Below are 13900 nucleotides of genomic sequence, written 5' to 3' on the forward strand. Positions count from 1 at the left end.
CGCACCGCGCCGGCCGTGGGTGGTCCGGCCCGCATGTGGTTTCTCACCTCAGAGCCTACGTCGGACCGACCCGTCACCTTCCCCGGAGGTTCATCGTCCGGGACCGAATCGGGGGGTGAAATTCACCACTTAGTGGTGTTTCGCGTCCCGTGCGGTAATGGAGATCACCATCGGCCGATGTCCCCGCTGCGCCGATCGGACCGCGACGTCACTCCCGCCCCGCCGACGCCGCTCCGGGCAGCCGTCGGCGCAGCGACGTGACGACCAGCCCGAGCGCCAGCGCGACGAGCAGCGTCGAGACCACCACGAGGACGATCGCGAGGCGTCGCTCCGGGCTGCCGGTCGGTGCGTCCGGCAGCCCTGCGCCGACGCCCAGGACGCCCTGCGAGCCCGTCGGCGCGGGAGCGGCCACCGGGGTGGCCAGCGCCACCGCGGCGCTGATCCGGAAGCTCATCTGCACCTGCCGGGTGCCCCCGCCGGAGGGCGCGAGCCGGGCGATCACCGCGCCCGCCAGCGGCGCGTCCCGCTGGGCGGCCGGCGTCGCCGCCACCGGCAGGCGCAGCTCCACGCGGTGCCCGGCGCGGACCGTCCCCAGGTCGCACCGGGTCCGGGTCTCCTCAAGCGGTACGCAGCCGGCGGGCGGCGCCGGCACGCTCACCCCGGCGGGCAACAGCACGTCGATCCGGCCGGCGGCGTCCACCGAGCCGGTGTTGGTGAGCCGTACGGCCAGGTCAGCGGCGGTCCCGCTGATGTCGAAGGTGACCTCGTCGGTGTCGAGGGCGATGCCCGCCGCCGGGGGTCCCGGCGGGAAGAGCACCGCGAAACCCTCGTCGTCGCCGACCCTCCCCGCCACTCCCGGCGCGGCGGCGGTGACCGCCACCGAACCGCCCAACGGCATCCGCCGCCACGCGTCGCCGGCGACCCGGACCCGGATCAGGCTGCTGAACCGGGCGCCCGCCGGGGCCGTCCAATCCCCGCAGCGGTACCCGCCGCCGGCGGCCGGCGCGCAGCCGGCCGTGCCGGCGTCGGTCAACCCGGTGGGCAGCCGGTACGACAGGCCGACCCGGGCGGTCGCGCTCCCCGTGTTGGTGACGGTCACCTGCAGCGTGGTGACCGTGCTGCGCGCGTTCCAGTACCCGGCGGTCAGCGTGACGTCACCGGTCTCGATCCGGACTCCGAGCGGGTGCGCTGCGGGGGCGCTCTGCGGCGCCGACGGCTGCACGGAGGGCCTCGACGGCTTCGTGGGGGCGCCCGAGGTCGGCGCGGCCGTGGTGGGCGCCACCGTCTGCGGCGCGGTGGTGGTCGGCAGCGGCGGGTCGGTCGTGGGCGGCGGCCCGGTCTCCTGCGGCGGGTCGATGGTCGGTGGCGCGGTGGTGGGCCCGGGGTCGGTGGCGGTCGGCTCCGCCGTCGGCGTCTCGCCGCCCTGCTCTTCGGGGTCGGTGAGCACCGCGATCGGGCGGGTCGCCGGACCGGTGGGAGCGGCCGGGAGCGGCAGGACGGCGAGCGCGGCGAACGCGCAGAGCACGACGGACATGCCGAGCGCGGGCAGGGCTCGCCGGCCCCGGCGTCCGGGTGGTACGTCCACGCTGGCCATCGGTCCTCCGGTGACGACGGATCAGGGGTCTCATCGTCGGCATGGTTGCCCGACGGCACCAGTCCCACCCGGAAACAAATCCGTAACGTGTCCGGTACCGGTCAATGAGCCGGGCGGTAGGCTGCCGACCGTGGACGGTTACCTGGGCTCGTACGCGACGCTCGGGCTCCTGCTGCTCGTCGGCGCGCTCTTCTTCGTGGCGGCGTTCGCCGCCAACCGGGTGCTGCGCCCGGCGCGTCCCGCCGAGCCGGCCGGTAAGCGGGCGAGCTACGAGTGCGGGATCGATCCGGTCGGCGGCGACTGGGCGCAGATGCAGATCCGCTACTACGTGTACGCGTACCTCTACGTGCTCTTCGCCGTCGAGGCGGTGTTCCTCTTCCCCTGGGCCGTCGTCTTCGACCGGCCGGGGTTCGGCCTGGTCACGGTCGTCGAGATGGCGATCTTCGTGGCGGTGCTGGCGCTCGGCATCCTCTACGCCTGGCGCCGCAACATCCTGCGCTGGACCTGAGCGCGCGACCGATTGACCGGTCGCTGTCGCGGGTGAACCGGTGTTCGCGGGTCGCCGGGCGACGAGCGCCGAGTGCCGGGCGGCTCAGGCGAGGCCGCGCCGGGTCGCCACCGGCGGGCGGTCGCCACGGATCGAGGCGACCATGTCGAGCACCCGACGGGTGGGCCGCACCTGATGGGCCCGGAACACCCGCGCGCCCAGCCAGGCGGAGACGGCGGTCGCGGCGAGGGTGCCCTCCAGCCGCTCGCCGACCGGCAGGTCCAGCGTCTCCCCGACGAAGTCCTTGTTGGAGAGCGCGACCAGCAGCGGCCAGCCGGTAGCGGTCAGCTCGTCGAGCCGACGGGTGATCTCCAGCGAGTGCCGGGTGTTCTTGCCGAAGTCGTGCGCCGGGTCGATGAGGATCCCGTCGGGGCGTACCCCCAACCCGACCGCGCGCTCCGCGAGCCCGGTCACCGTGGTGACCACGTCGCCCACGACGTCGTCGAAGGCCGCCCGGTGCGGGCGGGTACGCGGTGCCAGCCCACCGGCGTGCGAGCAGACGAGCCCGGCGCCGGTCTCCGCGGCGACCCGGGCCAGCGCGGGGTCCGCGCCCGACCAGGTGTCGTTGAGCAGGTCGGCCCCGGCGGCGACCGCCTCCACGGCGACCTCCGCCCGCCACGTGTCGATGGAGATCACCACGTCCGGGAAGGCGGCGCGGACGGCGGCGATGGTGCCGACCGTGCGGCGGATCTCCTCGGTCACGTCCACCTCGTCACCCGGGCCGGCCTTCACCCCGCCGATGTCGATGATCTCCGCGCCCTCGGTCACCGCCCGCTCCACCGCCCGCAGCGCGCTCTCCGCCTCGAACGTCGCCCCCCGGTCGAAGAACGAGTCCGGTGTGCGGTTGACGATCGCCATCACCACCAGCTCTCCGGCGGCGAACCTCCGCCCACCGAGCCGCAGCTCCCCGGCCATTGCCGCCTCCCTCACCCCGAGCCCCGCGGGCGCTCCCCGCACCGGCCGGTCCCGACGCTAACCGGTCCGCCCGCGCGGCGTTCGCACGGTCCGTCGGCCCGGCGTCGGTGGCGGGCTCGCTCCGGCCCGCTCGGCATGCCACGATCTGTGCATGGGTCAGGTTCTGCTCATGCTGGTCGTGGCGTTGACCGTCGCGGCGGTGGTGTTCGGGGTGGCGGTGCTGGTCACCGGTCGTGATCCGGGTCTGGTGCCGGCCGAACCGGACGGCCGTGCCGTGCCGCTGCCGGGCGACCGCCCGCTGCGGGAAACGGACGTCGAGGAGATCCGGTTCGACACCGTGCTGCGTGGGTACCAGATGGCCCAGGTCGATCGGGCGTTGCGTCGCGCCGCCTACGACCTCGGCTACAAGTCCGAGTTGATAGGTGTGCTGGAAGCGGAGGTCGCCGCGTTGCGGGAGGGTCGGACGGCGGACGCGGAGGCCCTACGGCGGGCGCGCGAACAGTCCGCCCTCGGCGGGTCGGCCGCCACCGGGATCGTGGCCGTCTCCGGCGACGACCGTCCGGGCGGCTCGGCGGACGTGGCGGTCAGCGCGGCCGAGCCCTTCGTCGCCACGAACGGCGTCGCCTCCGGCGGGACCAGCTTCCTCGGCCCCGCCCGCGCCGACTCGGACGACCCGGCACCCGCCCGGAGCAAGCCGGCCGACGGCGCCGGCGGGCCCGGTCCGGTGGTGCGCTCGGAGCCGGTGTGACCGCAGAGCAGCGCGGGGAGGACCTGCCCGAGGCGGCCCAGCCGGGCGCCGGCGAGGTGACCGCGACGGTCATCGTCGACGCCCCGGCGGAACGGGTCTTCGCGGCGCTGCTCGCCTGGGAGCGGCAGTCCGACTGGATCCCGTTCACCCGGGTCCGGGTGGTCGAGGGCGACGGCCGCGAGGGCAGCCTCGTCGAGGCGCTGACCGCCCTCGGCCCGGCCGAGCTCCGCGACGAGATGCGGGTGGTCCGGGTCGACGAGCCGTACGAGATCGGGGTGGTGCACTGCGGCCCGCTGCTGCGCGGTCCCGGCGTGCTGCGCTGCACCCCGTTGGCCCGGGACCGGACGCAGGTCGTCTGGCACGAATGGTTCCACCTGCCCGGCGGCGCGGCCGGTCGGGTCGCCTGGCCGGTGGTCTGGCCCGGCTCCAAGCTCGGGCTGACCCGGGCGCTGCGGCGGTTCGGTCGCCTGGTCGAGCAGGGCCGGCTGCCCTGAGGCGGCCGGAAGTGCCGGGCTGTCGGTATCGTGGCCTAGCGTGGGCGCGTGACTGACCTGGTGATCGGCGCCGACGGGCTACCGCGCTGCGCCTGGGGAGCGAGCACCCCCGACTACGCCGCCTACCACGACACCGAGTGGGGGCAGCCGCTGCACGGCGACGACGCGCTCTACGAGCGGATGACGCTCGAGGCGTTCCAGTCCGGGCTCTCCTGGCTGACCATCCTGCGCAAGCGCCCCGCCTTCCGGCTGGCCTTCGACGAGTTCCGGATCCCGACCGTGGCCGGCTACGGCGACGCCGAGGTGACCCGGCTGCTGGCCGACGCCGGCATCGTCCGCAACCGCGCCAAGATCGAGGCCGCGATCGCGAACGCGCGGGCGGCGGCGGAGCTGCCGGAGGGGATCTCCGCGCTGCTCTGGTCGTTCGCCCCGGCCCCCCGACGGGCCCGGCCGGCCTCCTTCGCCGAGGTGCCGGCGATCACGGCCGAGTCGACCGCGATGGCCAAGGCGCTCAAGAAGCGCGGCTTCCGGTTCGTCGGCCCGACCACGGCGTACGCGCTGATGCAGGCCACCGGGATGGTCGACGACCATCTCGACGGCTGCCACGTCGAGCCGACCGGCACGGCGTGATGGGATGGTGGGCATGACGACCGACATCGCGCACCGGGCGGACGGGACGAGCCGCGCGTCGAGCGCCGGCGCCTGGGCCGTCCTGCTGCCCGCCGGCCGCTACGACGCCGAACGTCTGGTGCACCACGACACCCTCGAACTGACCGGCCTGGACGAGGCCGTGCGCGCCCGCCCCGGCGACGACGTGCTGGTGCTGATCGACGACCCGGTGCGGGTGGTGGCGCTCGGCCGCGTCGCCCCGCCCAGCGGCGTCCGCCCCGACGACCCGGAGGACCCGCAGTCCGACCGCGAGGCGGCGCTGGTGGTGACGTACACCCGGCGGGTCTTCGACGAGCCGCTGCCGGCCGGTCAGCTCGCTCCCGTCGGGCCGGTCACCCCGCTCGACCCGGCGGTCCACCGGGCGCTGGCCGAGCGGCTCGGCCCGCCGCCGCCCCGGCGCACCTGGCTGGTCAGCCTCGACCTGCCGATCGAGGCCGACTCGCCGGCCGAGGCGGCCCGCCTCTTCTGGGCGTACGTGCAGGAGTTGGGCCCCCGGGAGCTGCCCGCCTTCGTCTCGCCCGCCGGAGACGAGCTCGCCATGCAGGCGTTCGTGCTCGGGGCCGAGGCCAACCAGGACCCGGAGGAGGACGACTGAGTCCGGTCGTGACCCGTCTGTCGCCCGCTCAGCGCCCCTCGAAGACCGGCCGTTCCTTGGCGACGAAGGCCATGGTGGCCGCCCGGTGGTCGGCGGTGCCGCCGCAGATGCTCTGCGCCTGAGCCTCGGCCGCGAGCGCGTCGGCGAGGGTGCCGGCGTCGGCGATGGAGAGCTGCCGCTTGATCGCGCCGTACGCGACCGTCGGCCCGGCGGCCAGCCGTGCGGCCAGTTCCTGCGCCGCAGGCAGCACCTGCTCGTCGTCGTCGACCAGGCGGTTGAGCAGCCCGAGCCGGCAGGCCTCCTCGGCGCGTACCGGCTCGGCGAGCATCAGCAGCTCGATCGCCTTGGCGTGGCCCACCAGCCGGGGCAGCGTCCACGAGGCGCCGGTGTCGGCGGCGAGCCCGACCTTCGCGAACGCCATCAGGAAGCTGGTGCTGGGGCCGCCGACCCGGATGTCGGCCAGGAAGGCCAGCGAGGCGCCGGCCCCGGCGGCCATTCCGCGCACCGCCGCGACCACCGGCTTCGGCAGGTTGGCAAGCCGGGCAGCGATCGGGTTGTAGTGCGCCCCGACGGTGGAGAGCGGATCCCCACCGGCGGCTTCCAGGGTGGCCACGTGCTCGCGCAGGTCCTGCCCGGCGCTGAACGAGCCGCCCGCCCCGGCGAGCACCACGGCCCGGCAGGTGCGGTCGGTCTCCAGTTCGGCGAGGACCTCCCGGAGCGCCTCCTTCAGCGCCACGTCGAACGCGTTCATCGCCTTGGGGCGGTTCAGCGTCAGCGTGACGACGGCGTCGGTCCGGTCGACGAGCAGCGGCTCGGTCACTTGTCTAACGACCCTTCTGTCGGGCGATGCGGTTGCCGGCGTCGAGGCATCTCTCCACGTACCGGTCGGCGGCGGGGCGCAGCCGGGCGGCGTGCCGGTCGAAGAAGCTGGCCGCGGCGGCGCCGGGCCAGCGCTCCGGAAGCAGCGCGGGGGGCAGCTGCGGGTCCCGGAACAGGAAGGTACGCCACGCGTGCACCAGCCGGAACCGGGCGGCGTACGCCTCCTCGTCGCCGCTGCGGACGGTCACCTTCGCGATCACGGGTCGCTGCTCGGCCACGAACCGCTCGTACGCCCGACCGATCTCGGTGAGGTCCCAGGCGCGGCGGACCACGGCCATCGCGCCCGGGGTGCCGGCCGCGTGCGTGGCGGTGAACCGCTCGTAGCGCACCCCCGCCTCGCTGAGCAGGATGTCCACGTCCTCGCCCGGGCGGGTCGCCACCCAGGTGCACTCGTCGAGCGTCCCGTAGCCGAGGAAGGTCAGGTTCGCGGCGAGCCGTTGGCGTTCCCGGCGCGGGTTCGGCGCCTCCAGCACGAGCAGGTCGAACCGGCCATCCCAGCCGATCCGCCCCGTCCGGTAGATCCGCGCGGCCGCCTCGTCGAGTCGCCGGGCCGCCTTCGGGGTGATCGAATAACCCGGCCCGGACGACAGTTTGAGCGGGTCGAGCCAGCCCTGGCGGACCATCCGGGAGACCGCGGTGCGGACGGCCGGCGGGGCGATGCCCAGCGGTGCCAGCAGCTTGACCAGGGCGGCCACCGGTGCCCGGCCACCCCTCGCCCGGAGGTGGTCGCCGTACAGGTCGAAGAGTGCCGACCGTGCCTGCATGACCGCACATTGTGACAGGCCTTCTCAAGATAAGCTAGATGCTGTTACATCAATGCTGCTTCGGTTTGGGTCCGGCGGTGTTCATCAGGGAAAATCGTTGGTCGACGCCCCCGCGATGATCGCGGTGGTCGTGAGGAAGTGGCTGTGGGGCAACCCACCGACCCTGGTGTAGGTCTGAGGGGAGACAACATGGCGGCGATGAAGCCGCGGACGGGCGACGGTCCGCTGGAAGTCACCAAGGAGGGCCGGGGCATCGTCATGCGGGTCCCGCTGGAAGGCGGTGGCCGGCTCGTCGTCGAGATGACTCCAGACGAGGCCAACGCGCTCGGTGACGCGCTGAAGGCGGCCGCCGGCTGATCGAGAAACGATCTGGGCGGCGCCAGCCGTCCCGACGGTTCGTCATACCCTGAGCCACCGGCCCGGCCGGTGGCTCAGGGCTTCACCGGTGCGGAACGCCCCGCATCGAGCAATTTCCTGGAGGTACGGTTCCGCGTGCTCGCCATCCGTCTGTTCGCCGAGCCCGACCGGCTCGACACACTCGTCCTGCCCGTTCGACCGGCCGCGGACGCGGAGGGCGGCGACGCCCCGGCCGTTCCGGTCCTGACCACGGCCACGCTGCCCGACGGCGTCGCCGACGAGGCCGCCGCACTGGTAGGGGCCGCGCGCCTCACCGGTCGGGCCGGCGAGATCCGGACCCAGCTCCGCCCGGGGCGCGCCCCCGGCGTGCTGGTCCTGGTCGGGGTGGGTGACGGAGACGAGGCGGGCTGGCGGCGGGCCGGCGCGGCGATCGCCCGGACGGTCGCCGGCGAGCAGCACGCCACCGTGGTGCTGCCGGCCGACGCCTCCCCGGACGCGGTGCGGGGGCTCTACGAGGGGCTGCTGCTCGCCTCCTACCGGTTCCGGCTGACCGACGCCGGTGAGGCGCCCGCGCTGGCCGGAGTGGACCTCGTGGTCGCCGATCCGGACGACCATCTGGCGACGGTCGAGACCGCCCGCACCACGGCCCGGGTGACCCGGCTGGCCCGCGACCTCACCAACATGCCCTCCTCGGTGAAGAACCCCGAGTGGTTCGCCGGTCAGATCGCGGAGCGGGCCGACGGCACGCCGGACCTGCACCTGCGGGTACGCGGCCCGGCCGAGCTGGCGGCCGAGGGCTTCGGCGGCATCCTCGCCGTCGGTGGCGGCTCGGCGAGCACCCCGCGCCTGGTCGAGCTGGACTGGCACCCGGCGGGCGCGCGTACCCACGTGGTGCTGGTCGGCAAGGGCATCACCTTCGACACCGGCGGCATCTCGATCAAGCCCGTGCCGGCGATGAAGCTGATGCGCAAGGACATGGGCGGGGCCGCCGCTGTGGTCGCCGCCACACTCGGCGCGGCCGCGCTGCGCCTGCCCGTCCGGGTCACCACGCTGGCCCCGCTCGCCGAGAACGCGGTGAGCGGCTCCGCGTTCCGCCCCGGCGACGTCGTGCGCCACTACGGCGGGGTGACCAGCGAGACCACCAACTCCGACGCCGAGGGGCGGCTCGTCCTCGCCGACGCGATCAGCTACGCGGTGCGCGAACTCAAGCCCGACGTGCTGGTCGACCTGGCCACGCTGACCGGCGCGAACGCGGTGGCGCTGGGCAAGCGCACGGCCGCCCTCTACAGCGAGAACGACGAGCTGGCCGCCGGCTTCCTCGCCGCCGTGGACGCGTCCGGGGAGCAGGCCTGGCGGATGCCGCTGCCGTCGGAGTACGTCGAGTACCTGGGCAGCGAGGTGGCGGACCTGTTCAGCGCGCCGGCGCAGGGGGCCGGATCGGTGCTCGCCGCGCTCTACCTGCGCGAGTTCACCGACGACCTGCGTGACCGCTGGGTGCACGTCGACATGTCGGCGCCGTCCTGGGCGGACTCCGACGACGCGGAGCTGACCAAGGGCGCGACCGGTTGGGGCGTACGGTCGCTGCTGCGCTGGCTGGCGACGCTCGACTGACCGGCGGGTGGCGTCCCGTCCCGGCGGACCGACGGCCCGCCGGGGCGGTCAGCACTTGACGGCGGCGAGCAGCCCGTGCCCGGCCGGCAGCAGGGCCGGGATCCAGTGCTCCGACTCCCGGATCGCCTTGATCGTCTCCCGGACCGTCACCGTCTCCGCGTCCCGGGCGGCCGGGTCCCAGATCCGGCCGCCGGCGAGCACCCCGTTGAGCACGAGGACGCCGCCCGGGCGCAGCAGGCGCAGCGCCGCGTCCACGCAGGCGTGGAAGCCGGTCACCTCGGCGTCGACGAAGAGCAGGTCGTACGCGCCGTCCGCGAGCCGCGGCAGCACGTCGAAGGCGCGGCCGGTGATGATCCGGGTACGGCCGGCCGCGAAGCCCGCCTCCGTGAAGATCCGCCGGGCGATCCGTTGATGCTCGACCTCGACGTCGATGGTGGTGAGCACGCCGTCCGCGCGCATCCCGCGCAGCAGCCAGACTCCGCTCACTCCGGTGCCGGTGCCGATCTCGACGACCGCGCGGGCGTTGCCGGCGGCGGCGAGCAGGCGCAGCGCGGCACCCGCGCCGGGGGTCACCGCATCGAGACCCACCTCGTGGGCCAGGCTGCGGGCGGTGCGGAGCACGAGGTCCTCGGTGACGTACGACTCGGCGAAGTGCAGGGCCGGGTTCGTCGAACTGCCGGAACCGGCGACCGTGGCGATGGGGCACCTCCGGGCGGCGAAGTGGTGCGAGGGGTGGGTTCGCGGCTATGAGCCTAGAGCGGGCCCTCCGTACGCGCAGCCGCGCGTCCCGCTCACGCGATCACGACGACAACCGCTGACCCCAACCCGGACATCCGTGCAATCCTGGAAGCGGTGTCCCGTCAGCCGCGGCCCGGACGCGCTTGTCTTGGTCGCGAGACGCGGGGCCCGGGGGACGGACTGGGAGGCACCAACGTGACCGACGGCTGGGACTGGCGCCGGCCCGGTGATGCTCCGGCGTCGGCGGCACCGCCGGTGGCGGGCGGCCCGCCGGCCGCGACGCCGGGACACCCCGCGTCGCCCTGGTGGTCCGACGCGCTCGCCGACCCGTGGCGGGACCCGGCGGCGCCGGCGGCGGTGGTCGTCCCGCTGGCGAACAACGCCGGTACGGAGCCCGAACCGGTCAGCGATCCGGATGCGCCCGGTCGGCCGAGGCTGCGCCAGCTGCTTCTCATCCCGCTGGTCACCGCGCTGCTCGCGGGTGCGCTCGGCGGCGCTCTCGGCTACGCGCTGGCGGTGCGTGGCGGGGTCGCGGGCGGCACGGTGCTCGGCGCCGAACCGGGGCAGGCGCCCGCACTGGCCCAGCGCCGGCCGGAATCCCTCGCCGCGGTCGCCGAACGGGTGCTGCCCAGCGTCGTGACCATCCGGATGAGCAGCCTCGGCGGGACGAGCGAGGGCTCCGGCTTCATCGCGAGCGCCGACGGGCACGTGATCACCAACGACCACGTGGTGGCCGGCGGCACCGGCCGCGCCTCGGTGATCTTCAACGACGGCACCTCCGCCCCGGCGAAGCTGGTCGGCCAGGATCCGGAGTCGGACATCGCCGTCATGAAGGTGGAGCGTTCCGGCCTGCGGGCGGTGGAGTTCGGCGACTCCGACGCGCTGGCGGTGGGTGATCCGGTGCTGGCCATCGGTTCGCCGCTCTCCCTGACGAACACGGTCACCGCCGGCATCGTGAGCGCCCTGGACCGGACGATGCAGGCCGGGGAGCCGGGCGGGCCGGTCCGCTACTACGCGGCCATCCAGACCGACGCCGCGGTCAACCACGGCAACTCCGGCGGCCCGCTCGTCGACTCGGCGGGTCGGGTGATCGGGGTGAACTCCACGATCAAGTCACTGGTGTCGGAGGGGCAGGAGGCGGGCAACATCGGCCTCGCCTTCGCCATCCCGATCAACCAGGCGAAGCGGGTGACGCAGGACATCATCGGCACCGGCAAGGCCCGCCGTACGGTGATCGGCGCGCAGGTGGGCGGCCCGAACGCGGCGGTTCCCGGCGGCGGCGTACGCCTCGAGTCGGTCGAGCCGTCCGGCCCGGCCGAGGCGGCGGGGCTACGGGCCGGCGACGTGGTCCTACGGCTGAACGGACGGCCGATGACCGAGCCGAGCGATCTGATCGCACTGGTCCGCAAGTTCGCCCCCGGATCGGTGGTCACGGTCGAGTACCGCCGCGGGTCGAGCAGGCAGAACGCCTCGGTGACGTTGGCTGCGGACGCAAAGTGAACACTGGCTCACCCCCTCCCCGGCCCGCCCCCGTCGTGCGTAGTCTTGCTCCTGACGCCGAGAGGGGACCCGCAGGATGCTCGACAACCTGAACTGGTGGGAGATCGGTGCGCTGCTGCTCCTGGCGCTGCTGATCTTCGGTGACCGGCTGCCCACGGTCATCAACGACGGGCTGCGGATGGTGCGCAACCTGCGCAACATGGCGCGTAGCGCCACCACCGACCTGAGCAAGGAGCTCGGCACCGACATCCAGCTCGAGGATCTGCACCCGAAGGCGTTCATCCGCAAGCACCTGCTCAGCGAGGAGGACGAGCAGGCGATCCGGAAGCCGCTGCAGGGCGTCTACGACAACCTGCGTGCGGACGTCACGGGTGTCCGCGACGAGCTGAAGGACGTGGCCGACGCCGCGGACCCGCGGGGTCGTACCTCCACGGCCACCGGCAACACTCCCGCTCCGGCGCAGCGCGCCAGCTACGACGACGCCACCTGACCCCACCCGCTCGGCCCGCACCGCTCGGCCCGGCCCGCTCGGCCCGGCCGGCCTGGGCGGCGCGGCCCGGGAGTCCCGGTGGGGCAGCGCCAGGTGGCTGTCAGCCCGGTCGGGATGCGCCGCGGCCGTAGCTGCCTGCGGAGGCTGATGCTCGGGGTTCGCGCCCTTTGGAGCTGAGTCGTCCACGCCATCACGCGACCGTTGCGACGCAGGGCCCCGGGTGGCGTAACCGCCCGCGTGGTCGGGCCGCCCGCCGTTGGGCAGCGGCGACCCGCCGTGAATCGGCTACGACATCAGCTCCAAAGGCGTGCACCTGGACGTATTCGTCGGCGAGGGAGCGGCATCCGAGGCTCCGGGCGTGCACCTGGACGTACTCGCCGGCGGGTGAGAGGCGTCCGAGGGCCCTGGCGCGCGCCTGGACGTAATCGTCGGCGAGCGAACGGCGCCCGAGGCTCCGGGCGCGCACCTGGACGGACTCGTCGGCGAGCGAACGGCGCCCGAGGCTCCGGGCGTGCACCTGGACGGACTCGTCGGCGAGCGGGCGGCATCCGAGGCGCCCGGCGCGCACCTGGACGGACTCGTCGGCGAGCGGGCGGCACCCGAGGCTCCCGGCTTGCCGGGGCAGCGGCCGCCGCCAAGCGCTGCGGCGGCTCACGGCCCGGGGTTGTGGCGTGCCGCCCGTGCGGGCGCAGTTGTCAGCGGCCGGCGGGCTTGAGGCCGAGCGGCTTGCCCAGCAGCGACTCACGCCGGACGGCGAGCCGGTCGGCCACCTGGCCCAGCGCCGCCGCGGCGGGCGACTCGGGCGCGGCCAGCACGATCGGGTCGCCCGCGTCGCCGGCCTCGCGGACCCGGGTGTCGAGCGGGATCTGACCGAGCAGCGGCACCTGGGCACCGATGGTCCGGCTCAGCGACTCGGCGACGGTCTGCCCGCCGCCGGCACCGAAGATCTCCATCCGGGAGCCGTCGGGCAGCTCCAGCCAGGACATGTTCTCGATCACACCGACCACCCGCTGGTGGGTCTGCAGCGCGATCGCGCCGGCCCGCTCGGCCACCTCGGCGGCGGCGGCCTGCGGGGTGGTCACCACGAGGATCTCCGAGTTGGGCAGCAGCTGGGCCAGCGAGATGGCCACGTCGCCGGTGCCCGGCGGCAGGTCGAGCAGGAGCACGTCGAGGTCGCCCCAGTAGACGTCCGCGAGGAACTGCTGCAACGCCCGGTGCAGCATCGGGCCGCGCCACACCACTGCCGCGTTGCCGGCGGTGAACATGCCGATCGAGATCACCTTCACGCCGTGCGCCTGCGGCGGCATGATCATGTCTTCCACCCGGGTCGGGCGGCCGTCCGCGCCGAGCATCCGGGGCACCGAGTGACCGTAGATGTCCGCGTCGACGACGCCGACGGCGAGCCCCCGCGCGGCCAGCGCCGCCGCCAGGTTGACCGTGACGCTGGACTTGCCGACACCGCCCTTGCCACTGGCCACCGCGTAGACCCGGGTGCGGGAACCGGGCTGGGCGAACGGGATCACCGGCTCGGCGCTGGCGGCGCCGCCGCGCAGCTTCGCCTGCAGCGACTGGCGCTGCTCGGGGCTCATCACCCCGAACTCGATCTCCACACCCGTCACGCCGGGCACCGCGGCGACCGCGGCCGTGATGTCCGCGCGCAGCTTGTCCTTGAGCGGGCAACCGGCGACGGTGAGCAGCAGCTCGACCCGAACCACGCCGTCCGGACCGACCACCGCGGACCGGACCATGTCGAGTTCGGTGATGGGCCGGCGGATCTCCGGGTCGTTGACCGTGGCCAGGGCGGCCTGGATCGCGTCCTCGACGGTGCTGGCGGGTGCTGACATGCCCGCAATGCTACGTCGGCAGTGATCCGTGTCCGCGTCAGCGGGGGGCGGTGTGAGCGAATCGATGGGCCCCACCGGCCACCCGGCCGGGGGCTGGACGGCCACCCGGCGAAGTGGGACGATCGAGGCGGAACGCCGCTCGCCTGGCCCCTTGA

Annotated in this window: 15 protein-coding genes; 9 read left to right on the forward strand and 6 right to left on the reverse strand. The window is 74.4% G+C overall.

The window, feature by feature from the left end:
- Positions 1-208 precede the first annotated feature (208 nt).
- Entirely contained in the window at positions 209-1594 is a 1386-nt protein-coding gene (locus D7044_RS16345; RefSeq protein WP_120689432.1) for a hypothetical protein, read from the reverse strand.
- Positions 1595-1724: 130 nt separating this feature from the next.
- Here D7044_RS16345 and ndhC point away from each other — a divergent pair, with 130 nt between their 5' ends.
- Complete coding sequence (ndhC, locus tag D7044_RS16350; protein WP_120673517.1) at positions 1725-2102, forward strand: NADH-quinone oxidoreductase subunit A; 378 nt, start codon at positions 1725-1727, stop codon at positions 2100-2102.
- Positions 2103-2186: 84 nt separating this feature from the next.
- Here ndhC and folP read toward each other — a convergent pair whose 3' ends face one another.
- Entirely contained in the window at positions 2187-3056 is an 870-nt protein-coding gene (folP, locus tag D7044_RS16355) for a dihydropteroate synthase (protein ID WP_120689433.1), read from the reverse strand.
- A 151-nt stretch (positions 3057-3207) separates the two neighbouring features.
- Here folP and D7044_RS16360 point away from each other — a divergent pair, with 151 nt between their 5' ends.
- Genes D7044_RS16360 through D7044_RS16375 form a run of 4 tightly spaced genes read left to right on the forward strand, consistent with a single transcriptional unit; the run spans position 3208 to position 5562 of the window.
- The gene (locus tag D7044_RS16360) at positions 3208-3804 is read left to right on the forward strand and encodes a DivIVA domain-containing protein (protein WP_120673515.1); all 597 of its coding nucleotides are present in this window, start codon (positions 3208-3210) and stop codon (positions 3802-3804) included.
- Positions 3801-4298, forward strand: coding sequence for an SRPBCC family protein (locus tag D7044_RS16365; protein WP_120673514.1), 498 nt, complete (start codon positions 3801-3803; stop codon positions 4296-4298). The genes D7044_RS16360 and D7044_RS16365 overlap by 4 nt, the downstream gene beginning before the upstream one ends.
- A gap of 48 nt (positions 4299-4346) precedes the next feature.
- Positions 4347-4928: a DNA-3-methyladenine glycosylase I gene (locus D7044_RS16370; protein ID WP_120689434.1), complete on the forward strand. Its 582-nt coding sequence runs from the start codon at positions 4347-4349 to the stop codon at positions 4926-4928.
- A 13-nt stretch (positions 4929-4941) separates the two neighbouring features.
- Positions 4942-5562 carry a hypothetical protein gene (locus tag D7044_RS16375; protein WP_120673949.1) on the forward strand — a complete coding sequence of 207 codons (621 nt, stop codon included), beginning with the start codon at positions 4942-4944 and terminating at the stop codon, positions 5560-5562.
- Between the two features lie 28 nt (positions 5563-5590).
- Here D7044_RS16375 and D7044_RS16380 read toward each other — a convergent pair whose 3' ends face one another.
- Positions 5591-6382, reverse strand: a complete 792-nt coding sequence (locus tag D7044_RS16380; protein WP_120689435.1) for an enoyl-CoA hydratase-related protein — start codon at positions 6380-6382, stop codon at positions 5591-5593.
- 4 nt (positions 6383-6386) lie between these two features.
- Positions 6387-7205 carry a PaaX family transcriptional regulator gene (locus tag D7044_RS16385; RefSeq protein WP_120673511.1) on the reverse strand — a complete coding sequence of 273 codons (819 nt, stop codon included), beginning with the start codon at positions 7203-7205 and terminating at the stop codon, positions 6387-6389.
- Between the two features lie 189 nt (positions 7206-7394).
- Here D7044_RS16385 and D7044_RS16390 point away from each other — a divergent pair, with 189 nt between their 5' ends.
- Both D7044_RS16390 and D7044_RS16395 read left to right on the forward strand, forming a co-directional pair.
- On the forward strand, positions 7395-7562 hold the full coding sequence (locus D7044_RS16390; protein ID WP_007455245.1) for a DUF3117 domain-containing protein: 168 nt from the start codon (positions 7395-7397) through the stop codon (positions 7560-7562).
- 135 nt (positions 7563-7697) lie between these two features.
- Positions 7698-9173, forward strand: a complete 1476-nt coding sequence (locus D7044_RS16395) for a leucyl aminopeptidase family protein (RefSeq protein ID WP_120689465.1) — start codon at positions 7698-7700, stop codon at positions 9171-9173.
- A gap of 48 nt (positions 9174-9221) precedes the next feature.
- On the opposite strand, the gene D7044_RS16400 is transcribed toward D7044_RS16395, so the two are convergent.
- A complete protein-coding gene (locus D7044_RS16400) occupies positions 9222-9794 on the reverse strand; it encodes an O-methyltransferase (protein ID WP_120673509.1) in 573 nt (190 codons plus the stop codon).
- A 297-nt stretch (positions 9795-10091) separates the two neighbouring features.
- On the opposite strand from D7044_RS16400, the gene D7044_RS16405 reads away from it, so the two are divergent.
- Positions 10092-11411 (forward strand): S1C family serine protease, encoded by a 1320-nt coding sequence (locus D7044_RS16405; protein ID WP_199716647.1) that lies wholly within the window; start codon positions 10092-10094, stop codon positions 11409-11411.
- 76 nt (positions 11412-11487) lie between these two features.
- Positions 11488-11901 (forward strand): Sec-independent protein translocase family protein, encoded by a 414-nt coding sequence (locus tag D7044_RS16410; RefSeq protein WP_120673507.1) that lies wholly within the window; start codon positions 11488-11490, stop codon positions 11899-11901.
- 695 nt (positions 11902-12596) lie between these two features.
- Here D7044_RS16410 and D7044_RS16415 read toward each other — a convergent pair.
- A complete protein-coding gene (locus D7044_RS16415; RefSeq protein WP_120673506.1) occupies positions 12597-13745 on the reverse strand; it encodes a P-loop NTPase in 1149 nt (382 codons plus the stop codon).
- Between the last annotated feature and the right edge of the window lie 155 nt (positions 13746-13900).

It is taken from the genome of Micromonospora musae (assembly GCF_003626635.1).
Classification (GTDB): domain Bacteria; phylum Actinomycetota; class Actinomycetes; order Mycobacteriales; family Micromonosporaceae; genus Micromonospora; species Micromonospora musae.